At 69.4% G+C, this 20,830-nt stretch carries 9 protein-coding genes; 2 read left to right on the top strand and 7 right to left on the bottom strand.

What is annotated here, in order from left to right; all coding sequences use genetic code 11:
- Positions 1-74 precede the first annotated feature (74 nt).
- From ACGF2Y_RS08100 to ACGF2Y_RS08090, 3 genes are read right to left on the bottom strand one after another with little or no spacing between them, the layout of a single operon-like run.
- Positions 75-3,749, bottom strand: a complete 3,675-nt coding sequence (locus tag ACGF2Y_RS08100) for a hypothetical protein (protein ID WP_392944097.1) — start codon at positions 3,747-3,749, stop codon at positions 75-77.
- Positions 3,742-4,965, bottom strand: a complete 1,224-nt coding sequence (locus ACGF2Y_RS08095; RefSeq protein WP_392944095.1) for a hypothetical protein — start codon at positions 4,963-4,965, stop codon at positions 3,742-3,744. Before ACGF2Y_RS08095 ends, ACGF2Y_RS08100 begins: the two co-directional genes overlap by 8 nt.
- Positions 4,962-6,614, bottom strand: coding sequence for a PD-(D/E)XK nuclease family protein (locus tag ACGF2Y_RS08090; RefSeq protein ID WP_392944093.1), 1,653 nt, complete (start codon positions 6,612-6,614; stop codon positions 4,962-4,964). The genes ACGF2Y_RS08095 and ACGF2Y_RS08090 overlap by 4 nt, the downstream gene beginning before the upstream one ends.
- 161 nt (positions 6,615-6,775) lie before the next feature.
- Between ACGF2Y_RS08090 and ACGF2Y_RS08085 the strand changes: the two genes are divergently transcribed.
- On the top strand, positions 6,776-8,317 hold the full coding sequence (locus ACGF2Y_RS08085; protein WP_392944091.1) for a serine/threonine-protein kinase: 1,542 nt from the start codon (positions 6,776-6,778) through the stop codon (positions 8,315-8,317).
- Between the two features lie 8 nt (positions 8,318-8,325).
- On the opposite strand, the gene ACGF2Y_RS08080 is transcribed toward ACGF2Y_RS08085, so the two are convergent.
- Both ACGF2Y_RS08080 and ACGF2Y_RS08075 read right to left on the bottom strand, forming a co-directional pair.
- Positions 8,326-10,386 (bottom strand): N-6 DNA methylase, encoded by a 2,061-nt coding sequence (locus ACGF2Y_RS08080; RefSeq protein ID WP_392944089.1) that lies wholly within the window; start codon positions 10,384-10,386, stop codon positions 8,326-8,328.
- Positions 10,387-10,539: 153 nt separating this feature from the next.
- A complete protein-coding gene (locus tag ACGF2Y_RS08075; protein WP_392944087.1) occupies positions 10,540-12,678 on the bottom strand; it encodes a UvrD-helicase domain-containing protein in 2,139 nt (712 codons plus the stop codon).
- A gap of 125 nt (positions 12,679-12,803) precedes the next feature.
- Between ACGF2Y_RS08075 and ACGF2Y_RS08070 the strand changes: the two genes are divergently transcribed.
- Entirely contained in the window at positions 12,804-13,478 is a 675-nt protein-coding gene (locus tag ACGF2Y_RS08070) for a hypothetical protein (RefSeq protein ID WP_037830928.1), read from the top strand.
- A 141-nt stretch (positions 13,479-13,619) separates the two neighbouring features.
- Here ACGF2Y_RS08070 and ACGF2Y_RS08065 read toward each other — a convergent pair whose 3' ends face one another.
- A complete protein-coding gene (locus tag ACGF2Y_RS08065) occupies positions 13,620-17,762 on the bottom strand; it encodes an Eco57I restriction-modification methylase domain-containing protein (RefSeq protein WP_392944084.1) in 4,143 nt (1,380 codons plus the stop codon).
- On the bottom strand, positions 17,759-20,719 hold the full coding sequence (locus ACGF2Y_RS08060; RefSeq protein WP_392944082.1) for a helicase-related protein: 2,961 nt from the start codon (positions 20,717-20,719) through the stop codon (positions 17,759-17,761). The genes ACGF2Y_RS08065 and ACGF2Y_RS08060 overlap by 4 nt, the downstream gene beginning before the upstream one ends.
- Positions 20,720-20,830: the final 111 nt, after the last annotated feature.

The raw sequence follows: 20,830 nt of genomic DNA, 5'->3' as shown, positions 1-20,830 counted from the left end.
GCCGGAGCGGAATGTCGGGCCGGGTGCCGCGCCTCTGCGCCGCGCAAGCCGTCGTAGGGCCAGCGCGTGCACCCTCAGGGAGCAGGGTTGAGGTGGTCGATCCGTCCGAGTGCGCTGTACAGGGGGCCGTAGAGGAGACGGGCCACCGCCGGGTCGGCAGGATCTGCGAAGCCCGGGCCGGAGTTCAGAAGATGCGCAGGAGCGAAGTAGGGGTCGAGTACGGCCCGCAGGGCGTGCAGGAGCCCGGCGTCAAGCCGCCGGCTCCCGGTCGGCCGGGCAGCGGGAGCGGAGGCCCAGGCGGCTGCCGGTGCGAAGGCAGCGTCGACGAAGAGCACCCGGGCAGGCACTCCGCCACGTACGAGACGGCCGACGACCTGCCACATCGTTACCAGCTGGTCCCAGGCAAAGGCGCGCTTCTCCCAGGGCCGGAGTGCCGAGTAGGCGTAGCGGCGGGAGAGCAGTCGGCGCCATTCCTTTCGAGCCTCCTGACGCAGTGCATGGCCCGCTCTGTCTAGGCTCTCGGCCTTGCGCACAAGGTCGGTGAAGGTGGCGGGACCGTCTCGGTCGTCGTCCCGTGACTGGTCGCGGACGAACCGTGTGATCCAGTCGTTGAGGGCGTGGACGGAGAGGGAGAGATCGTCGGGGCGGGGGTGCGGGCGGGCGAGGAAAACGGCGGTACCGAAGGCCGCCCTGCCCTGTGAGTTGAGGATGTTGTGACCGCGTTCCACGGCCATCAGCGGGGCGACGAGGATCTCAGCCTCGGGATCCTCGGCGAAGGTGGCGAGGTCGCCCCGGCGGAGGCTGGCCAAGAGGTCCGGGCCATCCACACCGGGCAGGTGCCCCAGGTCAGCGTCGTCCGGTACGAGGACACGAACCCGGCGCTTCCACCGCTCCGAGCGCTGACCCTCGACGGTCGCGGCCACGGCGTACGCCTCACGGTAACTGCCCACGAGGAGTAGGACACGCCGACGGTGGTCGTCGGGAATGCGGGCGAGTTCCTGATCGAGGACGCTACCCGCACCGCCGGCTCCGGGCCTGGCCAACCGCTCGGCCATGGCTCTGGCCTGAGGGATGCGTGCTTCGAGGTCGGTGCCGGAGAGCCGCATAGGTTCTCCGGAAGCGTCATAGAGGAAGTGCGTGGCGAACCGGGTCTGGCCGACACCCTCCAGGGATGCCTCCGACGGCATGAGGACCGCTCCGACGGGGGCCAGGATGTGGGCTCGTGTGGATTCCCCTGCCCAGCTGGTCCCCGACATGAGGACGACGTTGGGGCCAGGTCGCCCGGTCTCGCAGTCCTCGCCGAGGCTGGTCAGAGAGAGCAGGAGCTCGCGGCCGACGCCCGCGCAGCGGAAAAAGCGCAGCGTACCGGTGGTACGGCCCACTTCGTCGTACGTGTCCTCGTGTGGTTGGTACTGGTAGCCGAGGACGTTGCCCATGGGGGCCTCGGGGATGAGCGGTGCATAGTCGAGAGGCGCGCGGCGGGCCAGCTCCTTCCCCTGCCGGTCGAGGCGGAGGACCGCCTCCACCATGGGCCAGAGAAAGGTGAGCCGGTCCAGTCGTTGGTGGAGCACGGAGAGGAGGAGAACGAACTCCAGTCGCTCGCAGGTGGTGTTCCGCCATTCCTCACGCCGGTCCGGGGTCATCTCCGTCAAGATGGGCGTGCTCTGAAGAAGCCCGTCGAGCAGGGTGTCGATCCGGTCCCGGGCCGCCGCCGGAGACAGGGTGTGCATCAGGTCATTCGCGGCATCGGACAAGCGTGCGGCGAGAAGATTCTCGAAACCTCCGTCGCCCAGCGGATCGTCCCGGAATTCGTCCAGTACCGCGGTGATCGCGGCTCGCCGAGGGTCGACAGCGGTCGTCGGCGCCGCAATGTCCTCCACTGCGTCGGGATCGTCCTCGTACCCCTCATAGAGATTGTGCTCGTCCTCGGTAGACGGCTCGGCCGACTCAGGACGACCTGATTCACGAGTGAGCACGAACCATTCCGCGATCAGCTTCTCCTGAAGGGCCCAGGGGCTGAAGTACTCCTGGTCCACCCACTCGCGCAGTTCCGTGTCGGAGATGAGGCGCTGGAAGATCCGGTCGGCGGCGGTGGCGACGACGGAAAGGGCCGCGTTCCACTGCTCCACGTCCCGATCGGCGAGCAGGAGCCTGCCGCGCCTGCTCAGTTCCTCGATCTTGTGGGTGTGCAGCTGGTCGAGCCACGATTCGGTGCCCGGTTTCACCAGAGTGGCGGAGGGGGCGAAGAGTTCGTCGAAGCGCATCTGTACGGAGTCGGCCTCGTCGACGAAGACCAGGTTGCTGCGCCGACAGGCGAGTTCCAGTTGGCGGAGCCGCTCGTCGTTGAGGTGGGAGGCGACCGGGCTCTGCACCAGGCTTGAGGGGTTGGCGACCCAGATCAGGGCATCGACCTGATGGCGGGCGGCCCGGTGCCGGGGGCACCGTGACCACAGGGGGCAGCCGTGTGGGGTGGCAGTGGCGTCGCCGGCCCGGTCCGGCCCAGCCGGTCGGCGTCGCCGGACCGGCTGTGTCCGTAAGGGGCGCCATGGCTCCGGCAGGGTGGTTTCCCGCTCTTCTCCCGCATCGGGGTCTTGCTTCTCCTTCTCCGGGTGGAGGCGGGTACAGGGAGCGTCGGCATAGGCGAGCGGCTCGATCGCCTCGGTGCCGCGTAGGGCGTCGGCGACGCAAACGGTGCTGAGGTTGTCGAAGGCGGGAGCGTGGTGGTCGAGAAGGTTGTCGTGGCCACGGGAAGCGAGCCGACGGTGGAGGCGCTGCACATGGGTTTCGCGGGTGGAGACGCCGAGTACAGGAACGGCCGGCAGCCCGAGCGTGTCGAACAATTCGCACAGGCGGAGCTGTTCGGCTGCGTCGCCGACTACGAGGGTGGTACGCATTCCGTGGCGGGCCGCTGTGGCGGCGGCCAGAACCATGAAGGTGCTCTTGCCCGCTCCAACCATGCCTGCTAGGTGCAGCGTGCCATCCAGGAGGATTCGGTCGCTCTCTGCGAACCCTCTGCCGTCGGCGTCGCGCGGGGCGATGCGTAGCTCAGCGAGCCGCTCCTCCCAGTGGCCAGGCCGCTCGACGTCCTCGTCCCGCTCCACCGCGTCCATCCACCGAGCCGTGGAGAGCAGTTGTTGGCGGGTCATCTCGATCGGACCCGAGCGAACGGGGGGCCCCGCGGCAAGGTCGTGGCCCTCTGGCCCGTCCTCGATCAGTTCGGCCGGGAAGCGTACGGACGCAGCCCGGTTGCCCTCTTGGAACTCACTGCGTCCGGCCGGCGCGAGGGGCAGGGGACGTCGCACGAAGTCGGGAATCCTGGCAAGCGCTTCGTCATAGACGACGACACGACCGGCGGCCACGGTGGGGACGATTGGACGGGGCGGAGTCCGTACCCCGGCCTCCGGCAAGTGGTAGGCGCGCAACCGGTCCGGCACGCGCCGGTACCGCGACAGAGCGTGCCGCCAGGCGTGGCTGCGGCGAAGAGTCCACAGCAGGTGCCGAGCGGCGGCGAGCGCGGTCCGGTCGTTCTCACCAGCGACGAGCCCTTTAGCTTCCGCGTAGGGGTAACCGCCGAGGAGGACGTACGCGCTCTCGGCGGGCTCGTCCGGGGCGATCCGTTCGAGGAGGCGCAGGGCCAGTTCGACCTGGCAGAGGTGGGCAGGATGGAGGCCTTCGAGGCCAGGCTCCCCTGACCACACTCTCTTCAAGTCGCGGACGACGTCGTGGTTCCAGCTGTTGCGGTCACGCATGGGGAACTCCGTCGGGGGATGTGCGGTTCGGTCCTGCCGCCGTGCGGGGGCGGGTGCCCGGCGTCTTCAGGTCACGGAGCCGGGCGGCGGCCCTCGAGACCAGAGCACGGTCGGTAAGCAGGGGAAGGTCGCGGGCGCGGGCGGGCCGGGCACGGGCGAAGGCCGCCAGATAGCCGGGCCGGGCGGCGATTCTGTGCTGGGGCACCACCCAGAACCCGTCGTCGTACGGCGGGGCCGCGGGTACCGGACGGGCGGATCGGCCGAGAAAGACGGGGTGGGCCCAGTCCTTGACGTCGATGGCCCAGCGATGTCCGTCGGGGAAGGTGACCAGCAGATCGTAGGCGTCGTATCCGGGCCACATCCGCACGTCGAGTCCGAGGGTGAGCAGGCTCTGTTCCAGATCGGCCTCGGCCCGTCCGGGTCCGGTGACGAACTGCCGCAGTGGTCTCTCGAGTTGGACCGGCCGCCCGACCACCGCCCGCTCCAGTCGTCGTCCTACCGGCGCCGGCCCGATCCGGCGGCAGCGGTCCCGCTCGCACCACCAAGAACCGTCGCGGACTGGGGTCAGCAGGGTGAGGCAGCGCCCGCAGGTCGAGTAGTGACCGTCGCGGAGATAGCTGTCCGGGACCTCCTGATAGATCCTCGTGACCAGCTCATAGACAGGCTCGAGGACCAGGTCCCCGCCGAGGACGGACAGTTCGGCAACGGTCAGCAACGGGCGTCGCACGAGCAACCTCCTGAACTCCGTGTACGCCTCCTCCTCGCCGTACTCCCGACACAGCCGCAGCGCGGTGTGCACGATCATGCGGTCACGGAACCGGGCGGCGGTGTCGGGGCAGCGTTCGGCCCACTCGTGACACAGGTCGCCGGGCCTTCCTGAGTCCGGGGCGAGCAGCATGTCCTGCGGGCCCACTGCATCGGGGGGCAGGTCAAGAGGCCATTCGGCGAGCGGCAGCGTTCGACAGCGTTCGATCAACTCGGCAAGCGAAGCGGGCGGTTCCTCACCGTGTAGCAGACAGGCCAGGACGGTGCGGTCCAGCGCACGCTGAGACTCGGCTGGGTAGGGCAGGGTGAAGGCGTCCAGGCCGGTGGTGTCCTCCAGGACAAGTAGCGCCCGAGCGAGAGTCTTCAGCAGCGGCACACCGTCGTGGGCGACCCATTCCTCAGCGGGCAGCGGCAGGGTGTCCTCGTTCAGACTGTCGTGGCGGTGGGTCACGCCGCACCCCCCTGGGTGCCGGATCGCTCGCGGTTCGTGCCGCACCAGCGGGACACCTCGCAGGTACCGCAGTCGGTTCGGGGGGCCGGCGCGGCGCGGTAGACGCGGTCGGCGGCCCAGTCGGCGGCGAGTTCGCGCAGTTCGGCACGGGCCCGGGCGGCGGTGCGCGGGTCGTGAGGATCGAGCATTTCGAGGCGGACGCCGTCGGGGCGCAGCACCTCCAGTTCGACACGAGAGCGGAGGGTGTCGCCGCCGAGCACTCCGTGTTCCATAAGGAGAACGGCGAGCGCCAGCTGCGGGTACTGCCGCATCAGACCTCCGGGGTCGGTGTAATCGCTCGTGGTCGTCTTGGTCTCGCGGACCACGACGCCACCTCGGTCGGTGTGGACCAGATCGCAGTCCGCGATTAGGACCACGTCGGCCTGCGGGTCGTAGGCGACGATGCGCCGTTGGGGCTGGACGGTCTCGTGGTCCGCGAGCCCGTCGAGCGGGCAGTGCGCTCGGTGCCGTCGGAGCATGGCGAGGGCTTCGGGCTGTTCGCTGTCCGCGAGTCCGGGCAGCTCTTCGGGGAGGGGGACAGCTCGACAAGAGGTGCGGGAGGGTTCGGCGTGCCTGTCGTTGAGCCAGGCGTCCACCGCCCGCCCCCGGCGGATGGCGGCGTTCTCGGTACGACCGTCGCGGAGCTTGAGGACGCGGAGGGCGTGGTAGCGCTCGGCGCAGTCCTTGTACGCACGCAGGTCGCTGACGGAGAGGCTGCGCCGTTTGCGGGGTGTGGAGTCCACGCCGAGCAGCCCCGGCACCCGGGGGACGGCCGTACAGTCGGGCAGCGCCACACATCGCACGCAGTCACCACCGGGGCGGGCCTCGGTGGCATCGGCAAGTTCAGCCATGACGGCCGTGACCTTCGTGACGCGGTAGCGCCGCTCGGTCTCGTCCGCCGTCCAGTCGGCGAGTGTCTCCGTGCTGCCGTCAGAGAGGCCGATACCGATCACCCTGACCTGCTGCGGCCGGATGTGCGGGCCGGGCAAGGGGGAGGAAGGGGCGCCGAACGGGGTCAGGGAAGGAAGTCCGCTCAACAGGACATGGGCGACCGCCGCGATCTCCACCGGCGGGCGGTCACGCTTGACGGGACCTAGGGATGGAATCCAGATCTCGCGCACGAGTCCGTCTTCCGAGACGTACTCTCGTCCCCACACGGTGCGTTCGTACTGTGTTGCCCCGCGCGCGTCCGGCTGCGGCAGCTTCTTGCTTCCGGCCACCCATGCGGAATCGACGGCTTGGAGTGAGGCGTGCCCTTCGGCACCCCGGGCGGCCTCCAGGTCTGCCCGGACGGCCAGGTAGCGGCGAGCGGCCTCGCGGGCCCAAGCGGCATGGACGGGGGTGCATTTACGGAAGTTCGCCGGATCCGCTGCGGCCTCGTCCAAGCTTCGGCTTTTGTGCTCGACGGAGTCGAGAACGGCGAAGAAAGGCTTGAAGGAGAAGTCCTCGACCGGCTTGGCCGGAGGGCGTCCGGGTGCCTTCACCAGGGGACGGGCCCGCAATGCGCGGCCCAAAGGGCAGCCGGCAGGGTCGGGGCGCACCAGCGCGGATCCAATTCTCAGCAGGCTGCTGTCCCCGATGGCGTGCGGCGGCGTGCGGAACGTGGCCATACAACCCTCCTCGCGGCGTGGGGTGCCGGGCTTCCTCTTGGGTGACTCTGAGGGAAACCATGACGTGGTGGTGTGAACAAAGTCAAGCGACTTTCTGAAAGTGTCTCAGCTTCCGCTACTCTGTGCTTTGGCTGATCACTGAAGAGCTGGGAGGCGTCCGTATGGAGCGAGGCGAGGCCATCGAAGGGCGTTTTCGAATCGCCGGCGACCGGATAGGGGGTGGAATGGGCGCGGTGTATCGCGCAGTGGACCTGACCGACAACTCTGTTGTCGCCATCAAGTTCCTCGTACCTGCCGCCGTGCGGGCTGCACTGGATAGCTGGCAGGTCTCACCGACCCCCGCTGAGCGGGGACGCTTCGAACAGGAGATCCGGCTGCACGAGCGCCTGGGCGGCAGCGGTATTCCCGCCCTGATCCACCACGGCCTCTTCCGGCGGCGTCCTTACTTCGCGATGCGGTACATCGACGGAGTGAACCTGCGGACGTTCCTGAACACGAACCGGCCGAGCATCGCGGCAGCGGTCTCGCTCGCCGTTCAGCTCCTGGATACCTTGGCCCTGGTGCACGACGACGGCATCGTGCACCGGGACATCAAACCTCACAACGTCCTGCTCGAAAGCGCCACGGGGCTGGCCTACACGAGTGACTTCGGCATCGCCTTACTCTCCGATCCCGAGGCGACCAGATACACGGAGGGGCAAACCCCGGGCACCATGGGATACAAGGCTCCCGAGGTCCTCGACGGCGAGGAGAACCCCACGAGCTCGGCAGACATCTACGCCGTCGGCTGCCTCTTCTTCGAGCTGATGACCGGCCGCCCCGTTTTCGACTGCCAGGGCGGCGAACTCAAGACGGGCCATGCCCATCTGTACGATCGTCCGCCCCGTCTCGATGAGATTCTGCCTGGCTTTCCGTCCCCACTCACGGATCTGACCGACCGCATGCTTGCCAAGCAGCCCGGACTGCGCCCTTCCGCACGTGGGGCCGCAGGGATCCTCCGGCCATTCCTGCCGGGCGTTGAGGATCCTGCACCGCACCCCGCCATCGACCCCGATCTGACCCTGCCCTTCCGGCGCCCGGTAGATCGGACTTCTCCCGGGCCGACGCCCGCCTCACCGCGCGGCCCCCGCTCCCGGGGCCGACGCCAAGGGGTCACTGTCGATCAGGAGGACTTCGGTCGCACCCTCGTCGCGGCGTTCGAGGAGATCCACTGCACTGGCGTGGGGCTGGGCAGCGCGTCCGACCGTCTCGCGGTACTGCTTCCCGCTGCCCTGGCGCGCTGGGGCGCGTTCAACGGCGACGTGCTCACAGCGCGTGTTCTGGTCGCCGACCGGGAAAGACTCCACAAGCATGGGGTCGGCGCGCGCAAGCGGTACCGGGACATCGTTAGGGATCTGACCGGCATTGCCCGCCCTGGCGAACCAACGTTCGCCCCGTTTCTAGCGGCCCGTATCGGGCTGGCGGAGTGCCGCCTGTCCGAGACAGACGGAGGAGAGCACGTCGACGACGTGCTCTCCGACTGGGCCGAGTGCGCCGCGGAGGTACGTCATGTTCCCGTAGACGCGCTGATGGGACAGCGCCACCTGGCGACCCTGGTCCGCGAGGTGGGCGAGTACATCGCCGAATGCGGCCACTCCGACTGCGACCATCAGGCTACGGTCACCGCCGTGCTGGCGGATCTGCCGGGCGCCGGTGACGACTGACCCGCCGGTCAGCACTGCTCCAGCCGCCCCGCCGCAAGGAGCGCGGTGAGCCCTTCGCTCAGTTCCCCCCCGACAGCCGCCAGCTCGGCCAGCGCACTCTCGAGGTCCACCAGTTTGCGGTGGACCTCGCCGTACGTCTGCTGCTCGTCCAAAGGCAGACGCAGTACGTGGAGTCGGCGCACGTCCACCCGTGAGGTGCTCGAGGAGTGCCCCCCCGCGCGCCTGGCGTTGGACCTCTCCCTAAGGCAAGCGGCAAGGAACCACGGGTCGAGACGGGCTGGATCCACCCGAAGTCTGTGCAGACGGTGGCCGAGCGCACGGGGTGCTGCTGTCTCGACCCAGGCGTCGAAGCCGTGCGCCGTGGCGACGACGACCACATCGCCGAAGGAGGTCAGCGGGGACAGACCGTTCCGGTCCGCCTGTTCGGCATCGGCCCGGTCGAGCCACTGCCGTTCTGCCGGGCTGAAAGCGGCGAGGCCGGTGAGCAGTTCGACGCCGGCTTCGGGTACCTCTCCTCGCCTGACCTTCTCCTCCGGAACTGCGGTGCCGGAAGAGATGGCAAGAGCTTTGGCCTGTTCGAGTTCGGCGATGCTCACGGTTCCATGACCGGTTGAGTCCCGCGCCACCGAGAGGTCTCGCAGTACGCCGCCTGCGTCCCGGGCCGTCAGCAACCCCTTGTCGTAGCGGGCCCACAGGCGCCGCAGGTCCACCGGCCGCACCGGCTGAGCGGCCGCGACGTGCCGGGCCGGGGTGAGGTCAGTCTCCTCGCCGAGCAGGTCCGTCACCGGAACGGCAACACCACCGGGCACTTCGACGCCTTCGAGTGCGAGGAGCACCCGGTCCTGTACGCCGTCCCAGTCGACGGCGGGAAGTCGGGAGGCTGAGACGGAGGTGGGAGGGGTGTGGCGGCAGTCGCTCGTGTCCACGAGAAGCACCGCGTTCTGCGGGCGCGGGGCGGGCGGGGCGAGGACCCACAGGTGAAGGCCGACTCCGTAAGGAGGGGCCGCGCCGGCGGGCAGCGCGACCACCGCGCGGATGACACCGGCCCGGAGGAGCCCTGCCCTGATGCGACGGCCGGCCCGTCGGGCGGCGACGCCCGGCGGCAGGAGGACGACAGCGACACCGCCGCCGGGTACGCCGTTCTCACCTGGGGCGCCACCGCCTTCGCCCAGCATGGACACGATGTGCTGGACCCAGGCCAGTTCCGATTCCGTACGCGGCGGCTGTCCGTAGGCCCAGCGCTGGTCGGTGGCCAGCTCCTCATGGCCCCAGTCGCGCGCGTTGGCGGGCGGATTGGAGAGCACGACGTCGACCGGTTCGGGCAGCTGGCCGGTGGCGTTCCGGAGTGTGTCGTGGGCGGTGACCTCGATGTCCGCCCGGTCCGTCTCCAGGGCCAGCCTCGCGTCGGCGACCATAGCGAGGACCGGATCGACGTCATTCCCTAGGAGGCGGAGCGCACGGCCGTCCGTGTCCGCCCCGGACCATCGTCGTGCCGCCGTGAGCAGGAGGGTACCGGTTCCGCAAGCGGGATCGGCCACCGTTCGTACGGGCAGGTCGCCGCGCACCCCTGCGGCGATTCGGGTCATCAGGGTGGCGAGTGGAGGCGGCGTGGTGGCGATCTGCCGAACGTGCGTGCCCAGCCACCGGTCGAGCAGGAACCGGAAGGTCTCGGCCTCGCCCTCGGTACCGGCCATGCGTACGGCGTCGTCCACAAGCGCCTGCTCCGCCGGGTCCAAGGGCTCACCCCGGCCGCGTTGGTCCGCCACCGGGTCGCTCAACCGCGCCCCGAGACCGGCGACGACACGGCCCATCCGGTCCCGGTCGCCGAGATCCTCCACCCGCGGCCACAGTCGTTCCAGCGGGCCCACTGTCGCTGCGATCTTGTCGTTACGTTTCAGCCACGCCTCGACCGCGTCAAGCGCGAACTGCGGGCTGGCGTCCGTGCCTCCGACCGGTAGGGGGAAATCGGGATACCTGCGCTTCCAGTTGCTCACCGCCGCGCGGCCGACACCCGCCAACCGGGCGATCGCCGCCAGGGTCACCGACACCTGATCCGTACGCTGGGCCATATCGCTCCTCCCGGAACGCCAGGTGCCGGTAACCCTCCTTTTCAGAAGGAACCCGGCACTCCATTCGTGTCTTGACTAAGTTTTCAGTCTATCGAACCTGCCCCTTGAGCACAGCTACCGCCCTTCGGAATTTCCTGCTCATCCACCCCTGTGTCACCTCAGAAACTCACTGGGCCGCCCCCCGTAGGACACGTACAGCGCCTCCCGTGCCCGGGTGCATGCCACGAACAGCAGGCAGCGCTCAGCCGCCATATCGGTCGCGTACTGGAGCCGGTCGACGGCGACCGGGGTGACGGCGGGTGCGAAGGGGAAGGTGGAGGCGGTGACGCCCGTCACGGCCACGCAGCGGAATTCGAGACCCTTCAGACTGTGCAGCGTCGAAACCCGCACCCCGACGGCGTCGGCGGCCTCACCGTCCTTCACCTGTACGACGGGCAGTCCGGCGGCAGACAGCTTGTCGGCGAGGGCGGTGAGTCGGGTCCTGAAGCGGGCGCATACCGCGATCTCGGAGGGGTCGACGCCGGCCTCCACCCAGTCCTGGACGCATCGCACGACGGCCTCGGCCTCCGCCAGTTCCGTGGGATGTCCCTCACTCACGGGCTTCGCACCATGCAGCAGGGAGCGGTAGCCGGCCAGGTTGTCCTCATCGTCGCCGCTGAGGTCGACGACTGGCTCGCCGTCCAGGAGCGCCCGCGACCAGCGCAGGATCTCCTCCGTGGAGCGGTAGTTGATCCGCAGGCGGGAGCTGCGCGAGGACACCTCAATGCCGAGTGAGCGCAGCGAGAACCGGGCATCGTAGATCCGCTGGTGCGGGTCGCCGGTCAGGAACAGGTCGTCGGGGCCCTCGGGCACGAGCGCGCGCAGCAGCCGCCACTGGGCGGGGTGCAGGTCCTGCGCCTCGTCCACGACGACATGGTCGTACGAGAATCCTTGGCCAGGCTTGTCGCGCAGGAGCCGGGCGGCCTGCGCGCAGAGCTGGAGCCAGGTGCAGGCGTGGTCGCGGTTCAACTCGTCCTCGAAACGAGTGATCGCCGTCCAGACGCGGTTTCGCCGCTCGCGCGGCAGGGAGCTGCCACGCCCGCGACGGAGACAGTCCTTGTACTCCTTGGGGGTGCGCAGGTCCTGGGCGAGGATGACGTGGCGGTATTCCTGGGCCAGAAAGGCCTCGGACCAGGGGAGTTCGAGCGCACGGGCCAGTTTCTGCCAGCGGGCGCGCTCGTCCTTGTCGCCGAGGGCGGTGCCTGGACTGCCGTGCAGATCGCGTACGGCGCGCTGCGCCAGCGCGTCGACCGTGGTGACGGTGACCCGGCCGAGGAGGGCCTGGTCGTGGTCGAGGAGGAGGGCGAGGGAATCACGCAGGGAGCGTGCGAGGGCGCTGGTGTAAGTGGTGAGCAGGATGCGGCTGTCGGGCGAGCGGCTCAGGAGGTGTTTGACGCGGTGCAGGGCGACGACGGTCTTGCCGGTGCCGGGGCCACCAGTGATCTGGGCAGGTCCGGCATAGCTGGGCCGGTAGGCGATGCGGCGCTGGGCGGGGTGGAGGAAGACGCGCCAGGCGTCGAAGGGCTTGCTGAGGATGTCCGCGAGTTCGTCGGGTCCGGTGACCAGGGCGATACGGCTGCGGGTACGGGTGACGGAGGCGGCCAGGTCGTCCTTGGCCTCCACGGCGTCGGCGGAGGCGCTCTTCCGTGCCGTGACCAGGTCGCGGTAGATGTCGTCGGGCTCGAACCCTTCGGTCAGCAGCCACAGCGCCTCGAATTGGTCCTCGGGCATCAGCGACCCGAACGCCTCCAGCTGCGCCTTGCCGATGATGGTCCGTGCCGCTCGCAGGGTGACGTCGTCTACGCCGAGGCCCCGCAGGATGGTGTCCGACCACTTCGCAAAGAGCAACTCGGGTGCGGCTGCCGCCTCCTGCGCGAAGAGCGGGGTGATCTGCTCCATCGCCGTCATGTCGCGCACCTCCAGGCAGAGGGTCACCGCGTTGACCGTAAAGAGGCGGCGCTTGGCCCAGGCGTACGCCTTGTCGTGCGGGAGGGCGTGCATGAAGACGAAGATGCCGCTGCCGTCGTCGGGGGCCAGGAGTACGATTCTCAGCCCGTCGTCGACCCTGATCGTGCGCATGCGGGGGTCGCGCGAGCTGACTACGGACTCCAGGTGAATCCCTTTGTCCGCGTACAGTTGACCGATCGTCAGCTCTTGGAACTTGTCCATGGCCTTGTGGACGCGGGTGCGGGTCGGCCCGTCCAGCCGGTTCACGCCTTCCCGGAAGGTCTTGGTGATCGCGATCTGCGGCACGGCACTGCACCTTTCGCCAAGGCCCACCCCACCGGTAGACGTTGACTCAGTTTACAGACCGCTCCATCATCTCCATAAGGGCTCCGCGTATCCAGTGGTGCCCGCGCGAACAAGGGACTTCCGGCATGACTTCGATCCACCCCGGCGCGATCGACCAGGACGACGGGTGCAGCGACGAGGGTGACCCGCTGGACCTCGCGATCGCCCGTCTGCGCGCAGGGGCCACACCGACGTCGGACGAGGTCTACGTCCTGACCCAAGCCGTACGCACCGCTCAGCGCGGGTTCGACGAGATCGGCCGGGCCAATACCGTCCTGGACCAGGCATCGGAGGCCGGCGACGACCTGGCGAGCCTGCTGGAGGACGCCCTGAAGCGGGAGGCCCGCGAAGAGATCCCGGCGGTGCTCGGTGCACTGCGCGCCGAGGCGCAGCGCGTCGAGCGCTCCGAGTCGGACCGGGCGGTCGCCCTCCGCATCCTCCACGGCGACCAGCCGGACGAGCGCGAAGCTCTCGACTCCGTGCCCGCCCTGACCGCTGACCTGCTACCCCGGATGCCGACGCTGTACGACGAAGGGGAGCCGTCCGGCAGCAGCCTCGCCGACTTCTGGGACCGCCCCCAGTTGAACAGTGCCCAGGGGCGAGTCCACCGCGAGCGCGTCGAGAAGGCCGCGGCGCACCTCCTCGACGTGGTCGAACGGGCCGCGGACCGCTCGTTCACCGACCCCCGCTACACCCGGACCGCCCTGGACGAGGCCGATCGCGCGTACGCACTGTGGTGTGCGTGCCTGGACGAGCATTGATTTGCTGGTCACAGGGTGAGGGTGACCCAGACCGCTCCCAGGAGCGCAACGGCCCGCAGCTCGCGGTCGCGCGTGAGCGTGGGCCGGGTTCGTCGCCGACCTCGGGCGGGACCAGTCGCACTGACTGCCCCACCCGAAGGTTTACGCGCACGCCGGGTGGCGCGGCCCCTCGCCCGGCGGCGGGTCCAGCAGTGTCCGGTACGCGCCGCCGGTCACACGGGCCTCTTCCATACGGTCGTAGGCGTTGAGGATGAGGTCCTTAGTGCGATAGGTGCCGTGGGTCGCTTCGTCGTCGCTCTTGATCCTCATGAATGTGTCCATCACGTACTCGACGCCCGCGCGGTCCAGCCCGTAGAGATGGAAGAAGGCAGCATCCAACTCCATTCGGATGGCTTCGCGACGACCTTCGTCCCAGCGGAACGGTCGGCCGTCGATGCCGACCGCCTTGGCGAAGGGCTTCATGTCGACTGCAGTGTAAGAGAGTTCCGCAACCCTAGCGGCGATCCACCCAGCGACGGTCCCCCCGCCCCATGGGCAGCGGGCGTCCCCTGTGCTCGGCGCGGGAACCGGGAGCTGGTAAGTGGTGAAGAACTTCAGGTGCGTGCCGCTGAACTTTTGGCGCGCCACGAAATCCAGGACATACGAGGACAGTGCTGCTTGAAGCAATGCCGGATTGCCCTCCGAAGGCAACATCAACAACGTTCCGTCGGGCACGGCAGTGCGGTGCAGCGCAGTATTGATCATCGTCCGGCGGTCGGAGCTACGGCAAATATCGCGCCAGCCCAGCAACCAGCCTTCGTGCCACTCCCGATCCGCCAGCTTCGTCGCCACCCCCGGCCACATGATCCGGTTGTTCTTCTTGTCCCGCTTCCCTGAGTCCACGTCGAACTCCGGCACCCAGTACCTCGGCAGCGGCGCGTAGTCCGGGTCGTCGTGCTGTTCCGGCGTCACCCTCGGCAGCGTGCCCACATTGGCCTGCGCCTGCGTCTGCCCCTCGTACGTGCCGAGGCGGTGGTCGTAGTGGTGGAGCATCTTCGCCTCGTACAGCGGTAGGTAGCGCCGACCGTCCGAGAGGTGGGTGAAAATGTTCCCGGTGAGCTTCCACCCCTCGTTCTCCAGCTCCGTCTTGCCCCGGAACAGGTGCGAGTCGTTGGACATGTGGAACATGGTCATGAAGGTCAGGCCCCACGGGTTGGTGGCGCCCTTGCCCTGTGCGTCTGCCTCCCTCATCAAGACCGGGACCCGCTTGTAGATCCCGAGGGTGATCTCCGCGTCGCGGCGGGTGCGGAAGACCGGCAGGGTGCCCGTGTTGGGGTTGACCAGCAGGATCTCCTCCGGCGGCATGGCGAACCGGCGGCTGTCGAGGTCCTCCATGTGCCGGGTGCCGAAGGCGAAGGACGCGTTGTCCACCGCCTCGTCCCGGCCTGTGACGGTCAGCAGGGAGAACCGGACGGAGTGGTGCACGTCCCGGCTGAGGATGAACGCCTCGTTCTCGAAGTCGAGGAAAGACGCCAGTCGGGCGGTGCGGACCAGGTCGGAGAAGAACGGCGCGGTCGTCGCGTCGGTGGCGATACCGGTCGGCAGCACTAGCCCGAACCGGCCGACAGGGGCGATCCCGAGCGAGGCGGCCTCGGCGAACACTGCGTACGTGTTGACGTCACCCCGCCCGGCGAGCGGAAAGCGTCCCGAGCCCCGCAGTAGGTGGCTGACACCTTCGGAGACACGGCGGGCTGCGATGAACTCGGCGTGCAGCGCCTGGTCCGCCTCCTCCTCGCTGGTGGCGAGCTTGTCGATGAGCCGCTCGCGGGCCGCCTTGTTCGCGGCTTTCGCGACCGTCTCGTCGCGGATGGCGAAGAACTCCTGCTCCTGGAGTTTGACCCGTTCCCAGGGCGGGTTGCCCAGCACGCAGCTGAACCCGCCCTTCCACCCTGTCCGATTGTCCACGCCCGGCGCGGCCGGATCGGCCGGCACCCGAAACACCTCCGGAAACTCCAGGTGCCAGTGGAAGAAGCGGTACGCCTTACGCAACCGCTTCACCTCCTTCACTGTGCCTGTCGGCAGGTCCGCTCCCCCGTCGGGCGAGTGCAGGGCCAGCAGCGAGTCGGTGGTGAGGGCGGGCGGGGCGGCCTTCTCCGTCTTCTCCCAGACGAACGCCGCGCACCACGCGTCGGCGAGTTCCAGAGCCCGCAGATAGTCCTTGGAGGTGGTGAGCTCACGGTAGGCGCGGGCCTGCCCCTGCACGTCCTCCAGCTCTTCCGAGTCAACATCGGTGATGTTCGCTGTGGCCGTTGCCGCCGCCTCGTTGGACACGGTGAGGACGTACTCCTCGGAGAAGAGAGCGTCCTGGCTGGCGCTGTGCTTCAGGGCTGCCAGCCACCGCCCCCGCTCCTCCGCGTTACGGGCCTTCAGTGCCCGCACCCACTTCGACTCGTCCCCCTCCAGGACCTTGAACGCCTCGTCGGGCAGTCCGTCGCCGAGCAGCTTCGGCGTCGTGCCGAGCAGGCCGTTGCCGTATTTGATGTGCGCGTCGAGGAAGGTGAGCGGCTTGCCCGGTTCCATCGCCTCGATCCACAGCGAGACCTTGGCGAGCTCGACCGCCAACGGGTTGAGGTCGACGCCGTACACGCAACGGGAAATGACGTCGCGCAGAGCGTGCCGTACGTCCTCCGCGCCCGGCTCGGGGTCGTCGGTACGGATCTCGGCGAGGCGACGGGCGATCCGGCGGGCACCGGCGACCAGGAAGTGGCCGCTGCCGCAGGCGGGGTCGCAGATGGTGAGAGCGAGCAGCGCCGCCTCGCGCTCATCCTTCGTGCTGCCGGAGCGGACCGCCTGGTCGATGACCGGGTCCAGGGTGGAGTCGAGAAGGCAGTCGATGAGCGGGGAGGGGGTGTAGTACGAGCCGGAGGTCTTGCGGTCGTTGCCCTCCAGCTTTGCCAGGACGTACGCGTCGGCGCCGTCGATGCGGGGTTCGAGTTCGAGCAGCGACTCGTACACCGAGCCGAGTTCGTCCGCACCCAGGTGCCGGTAATCGACCTTGCGGGGGCGGCCGAGCTTGGCATCGTAGATGACAGCGAGGGCCTTCACCGCCTCGTACAGGGCCTCGTTGGTCAGGCTCAGACCCTTCAATCTCTGGTCCACGTCGGTGGGTTCGAACAGGCCGCCGAGCGCGGGCAGGCCGAGCTCGGGGCGCCCACCGGACTTGCCGAGTCCCTTGATGACCAGGGACAGGGCCTCCCACTGGTCTCCGTGCGGGGTGCCGGGGCGGCGGGAGAGGCGCCGCAGCCGCGCGGTGGAGAAGTACTTCTCGTACGTGGTACGGGCGTCGTCGGACGCGTCTGGGTCCAGGAGCAGGCCGCGGTCCTCGGTGACGAAGAGGAAGAGGAGCCGGTAGACGAGCCGCAGGAGGGCCGGGTGGAGGTCGCGGACCGTTGTCGTGCGAGTGTGCAGGGACGCTTTCAGGGCCGAGTTGTCGGGGTGGGCGATGAGGCCGGTGCCGATGACCGTGAGCGCCTTCTCGACTCCCTTGCGGAGCTCCTTGAGCGCGCGGGTGCCGGAATCGATGGCCTCGGTGCGCCACTTCTCCAGCGGGCAGGAGGCCGGGGGCTCGCCCTCGAAGCGGGTGCGGTGGAGCAGGCGCCAGAGCAGGACGAAGTCGTCGGAGCGGTTGCCCTCGAACATCGCCCGCAGGTCGAACTCGATGAACGCCGCGCCCGTCAGGGACGCGGACTCGCGCAGCAGGCGCACCTGGCGGCCGTTGGACAGGACACCCCAGAGCGTCCTGTCGCCGGAGCGGTTGAGGTACTCCTGCACCATCGACTGCGGAGCCTGCGCGGCGACACCAGAAGTGCGGACGTCCAGCGGCACGTTCCAGCCGGTGAGGTGCACCGGGACGTGTGCCCACCGGTGGCTGACGGGGAAGTCCTTCGCCCCGTCGTGCGCGAGAAGGCCCGGTCCGGGCACGGCGGCGAGCGCGCCGAAGCCGAGCTGCTCGAACAGCGGCAGCAGCCAGCGTTCGGTGGTGAGGCCCACCGCGGGCACGTCGGGGTTGTCGTCCGCGCCGTCCCGTGCGAGGGCGTCCTGGTAGGCGGCCCAGACGCCGCGCAGGTAGCTCCAGGAGCGCTCGGCGGCGTCCCGTACGGACTCGTTCTTCGCAAAGAGGCGGTAGCCGGAGGGTTTGGAACCCGACTGCTCCTTGCCCTCCTTGATCCGTACGAGCAGGTCGTAGGGGAGGAGGCCGCCTACGGTGGCGACGGTGTCGGTGACCTGGGTCCTGGCGAGGCTCATGTGTCCGCTCCCAGCTGGATCGTGGCGGCCGGGCGGTAGAGGAAGACGCCGAGGACGTCCGGGTCTCCCTGCGGGAGGACCTTGAGGCCCTGGAGGCGGGCGCGGGAGGCGGTGCGCACGCGCCGGTGGGAGGCCTCCAGGACCTTTGCGGCGGTGGCAGAGCGGGTGCGCAGCTCGGCCATCAGGGAGTCGTCGGAGGCCGGGTCGAGGGCGGCGAGGATCTTCGTGATGTGCTCGGTGGCGAAGTCGGGGTCGGAGTTCCCCGAGGCCCGTGCCTCCAGGAGCGCGAGCGCCTCCTGCTCCCCGAGCCACTGCGGCGCTTCCGGCCGGCCCTGGAAGGCGACCACCCGGGCGTCCTCGGCGAGCTGGTTGCGTACTGATCCGTCACGGGCTGGCAGGTTCAGCTGGAAGCGGTGCCGTACGAGCAGCAGGGTCGTGGGACGTGACACGGCCGTCGTACGGACCACTCCGCAGCGGCGGGCCGGTCGCTGCCAGGCGAGGGACTTCTCGTGGAACTTGTCGTCCAGGGCCGTGTCCAGGACGAAGCGGGCGACGGCGGTCACCACCGGGTCGGTACGGGTCAGGGCCGCCTCGCCACGCGGGGCGCTCGGCGCGTCGTGGAATACGACAGGGCGGGGATGGCGCGGGCCGAGCGCCGCGGAGACGGTGTCCCGCAGCCCTTGCGGGAGGGCCTCGATGTGTGTGGTGAAACCGCCCTGTTTGCGATCGGCGGGAATCCCGCGCAAGGCCTTGAGCGCCCGGCGGGTGAAGTCCAGTACCTCGTCGCCGGTGCCGAGCGCGGAGCGGATCTCGGCGACCTCGGCGGCCACCTCTTCCTTTTTGATCGCGTGTTGGGCGTAGCGGGAGCGGGAGGCCTTCTCCTGATCGGCGGAGGACTCCCAGGCGATCTCCAGCTGTTCCACGTCCGGCACCTGCTCCTGCCCGAACAGCCCCTCCTGCTCGAACCCCGGGTTCTCGCCGCGCAGGATCAGCTCCTCGAAGACCGCCTGCATGGCGCTCTCCGCCTGCTGCGGCACGGGCACGGAGATGCCGGTGGCCCGGCGGATCCGCTCGTGCTTGCGGATCAGCACCTTCAGGACGATGTCGTCGACGGGGTTGTTCGCGCCGTACAGGGTAAGTGCCTTCACCGTGTCGGTGCGCTGCCCGAAGCGGTCCACCCGGCCCTCGCGCTGCTCGTGACGGGTCGGGTTCCAGGCCAGGTCGTAGTGGATGACGGCGTCGAAGGACTCCTGGAGGTTGACGCCCTCGGAGAGGCAGTCGGTGGCCACCAGGACCCGGCGCTCGGGCGCGGGGTCGCCGTTCTCGTCGGGACCGGTCAGCTCGGCGACCCGGGTCAGGCGCTGGTCGGGTGAGAGTTTTCCGGTGACCGAGGCGACGGCAACCGGGTGCTCGGTGTCCCGCTTGTTCAGCACCTTCTTCAGGTGGTCGGCCACGTAGTCGGCCGTCGCGATGTAGCGGCAGAAGACGATCGGCCGGTAGCCGGAGTCGAGGAGTTCGGTGACCATGGCGACCAGCTTTTTCAGCTTGATGTCGCGAACCGGGCCCGCGAGTTTCCTCGCGGCTTCGGCCATCGCCACCAGACGGGCCCGCTCCTCCTCACCCAGTGGGTCGTCACCCTCGGCGGAGGGCAGAAGGGTGCCGGGCTCCTCGTCGGCGGAGTGCGTGGTGTCGCTGTCGGCCGGGTCGGAAACGGTCTGTCCGCCCGTACGGTCCGCCTCGTCGGGGGTATCCGCCTCCTGGACGCCGGCCCGGGTGTGCAGGGAGCGCACCGCGGCGGCCGGGGAGGAGGACAGGGTCCGCAGCAGAGCCAGCGTCGACCACCAGCGCTGGCGCTGCTGGAGCGCTCCGTCGGCGGCCCGCACGGTCTCCCGGGCGTACGCCAGGACCTCGGCGAGGAGCCTGCGGTAGTCGCGGTGCAGGTCGTAGGAGACCTCGGCGGACTGCCGGGTGGACGGGAAGTGCGCGCCGTCCTGGAAGTCCTCCCGGATGTCGGCGCGGCGGCGCTGCACGAAGTGCTCGGCGAGCGTCCGGCGGCCCGCTTCGGTGTCGAAGCTGACCGTGGCGAGGCGCGGGTCGAGCAGCCCGAGCAGGCGGCGGAAGGGCTCCTCCTTGCCGCTGTGCGGAGTGGCGGTGACGAGGAGCAGGTGGCGGGTGCTGTCGTCGGCGAGCGCCCGCAGCAGCCCGTACCGCTGCTGCGTAGTGCGGGCTTTGGGTCCGGTCGGGGAGTCGGCGACACAGGTGTGAGCCTCGTCGACGATCACCAGGTCGGGGCAGTTGCGCAGGAAGTCCTCGCGGTGGCGGGGCGACTTGATGAAGTCGGTGGACACCACGTAGGTGCCGTCCGGGCGGAAGACCGACTGCCCGTACGGCGTCTCGCGCTCCAGGCGGCCGATGGTGGAGGGCAGCACGAGGCGGGCATCCATGCCGAACTTGCCGTGTAGTTCGGCCCGCCACTGCTCGGCGAGCGCGGGCGAGCAGAGCACCACCAGGCCGCGGGCGTCGCCCTGGGCGAGCAGCTCGGCGGCGATCAGCCCGGCCTCCACCGTCTTGCCGATGCCCACATCGTCGGCGATGAGGAGCCGGACCGTGTCTTGGCGCAGCGCCATGAGTAGCGGCACCAGCTGGTACGGGCGCGGGTCGACGGCGATCGACGCGAGCGAGCGGAAGGGCCCGGCGCCGGCCCGGAACCCGATCCGCAGGGCGGTGCGCAGCATGCCCGCGGTGTGCTGGTCGCCGAGGTCCGACGGCTTGGGCGGAGCGAACGTGGCCGGGACCACGGTCTCCAGGCCGGGCAGCACTCCCGCGATGTCGACGTCCGATCCGCCCAGGGGGCGCAGCACGAGGAGGGCGGGGGTGGAGTCGGGCAGCACGACCCATTCGCGGCCCCGGGCGTGGACGAGGGAGCCGGCGGCGTACGGCTGGACGGCGGTGGTCATACGGGCCTTCCGGGGCGGATGTCGTGTTCGAGGGGTGGTCGGGAGCGATGCGGCGCGTGGCCGCGGAAGCTCGGGCGGGCAGAGCGGGGCGACCGGGCTACGGCCGAGTTC

It is taken from the genome of Streptomyces sp. NPDC048142, from assembly GCF_043202835.1.
Taxonomy (GTDB): Bacteria; Actinomycetota; Actinomycetes; order Streptomycetales; family Streptomycetaceae; genus Streptomyces.
This window is presented reverse-complemented; position numbering and strand designations above follow the sequence as displayed.

Bases quoted from the DNA above. Each gene is read 5' to 3' on its own strand.
- ACGF2Y_RS08085 (WP_392944091.1), top strand. From the start codon at position 6,776: ATGGAGCGAGGCGAGGCCATCGAAGGGCGTTTTCGAATCGCCGGCGAC.
- ACGF2Y_RS08065 (WP_392944084.1), bottom strand. From the start codon at position 17,762: ATGAGCCTCGCCAGGACCCAGGTCACCGACACCGTCGCCACCGTAGGC.
- ACGF2Y_RS08090 (WP_392944093.1), bottom strand. From the start codon at position 6,614: ATGGCCACGTTCCGCACGCCGCCGCACGCCATCGGGGACAGCAGCCTG.
- ACGF2Y_RS08100 (WP_392944097.1), bottom strand. From the start codon at position 3,749: ATGCGTGACCGCAACAGCTGGAACCACGACGTCGTCCGCGACTTGAAG.
- ACGF2Y_RS08060 (WP_392944082.1), bottom strand. From the start codon at position 20,719: ATGACCACCGCCGTCCAGCCGTACGCCGCCGGCTCCCTCGTCCACGCC.
- ACGF2Y_RS08070 (WP_037830928.1), top strand. From the start codon at position 12,804: ATGACTTCGATCCACCCCGGCGCGATCGACCAGGACGACGGGTGCAGC.
- ACGF2Y_RS08080 (WP_392944089.1), bottom strand. From the start codon at position 10,386: ATGGCCCAGCGTACGGATCAGGTGTCGGTGACCCTGGCGGCGATCGCC.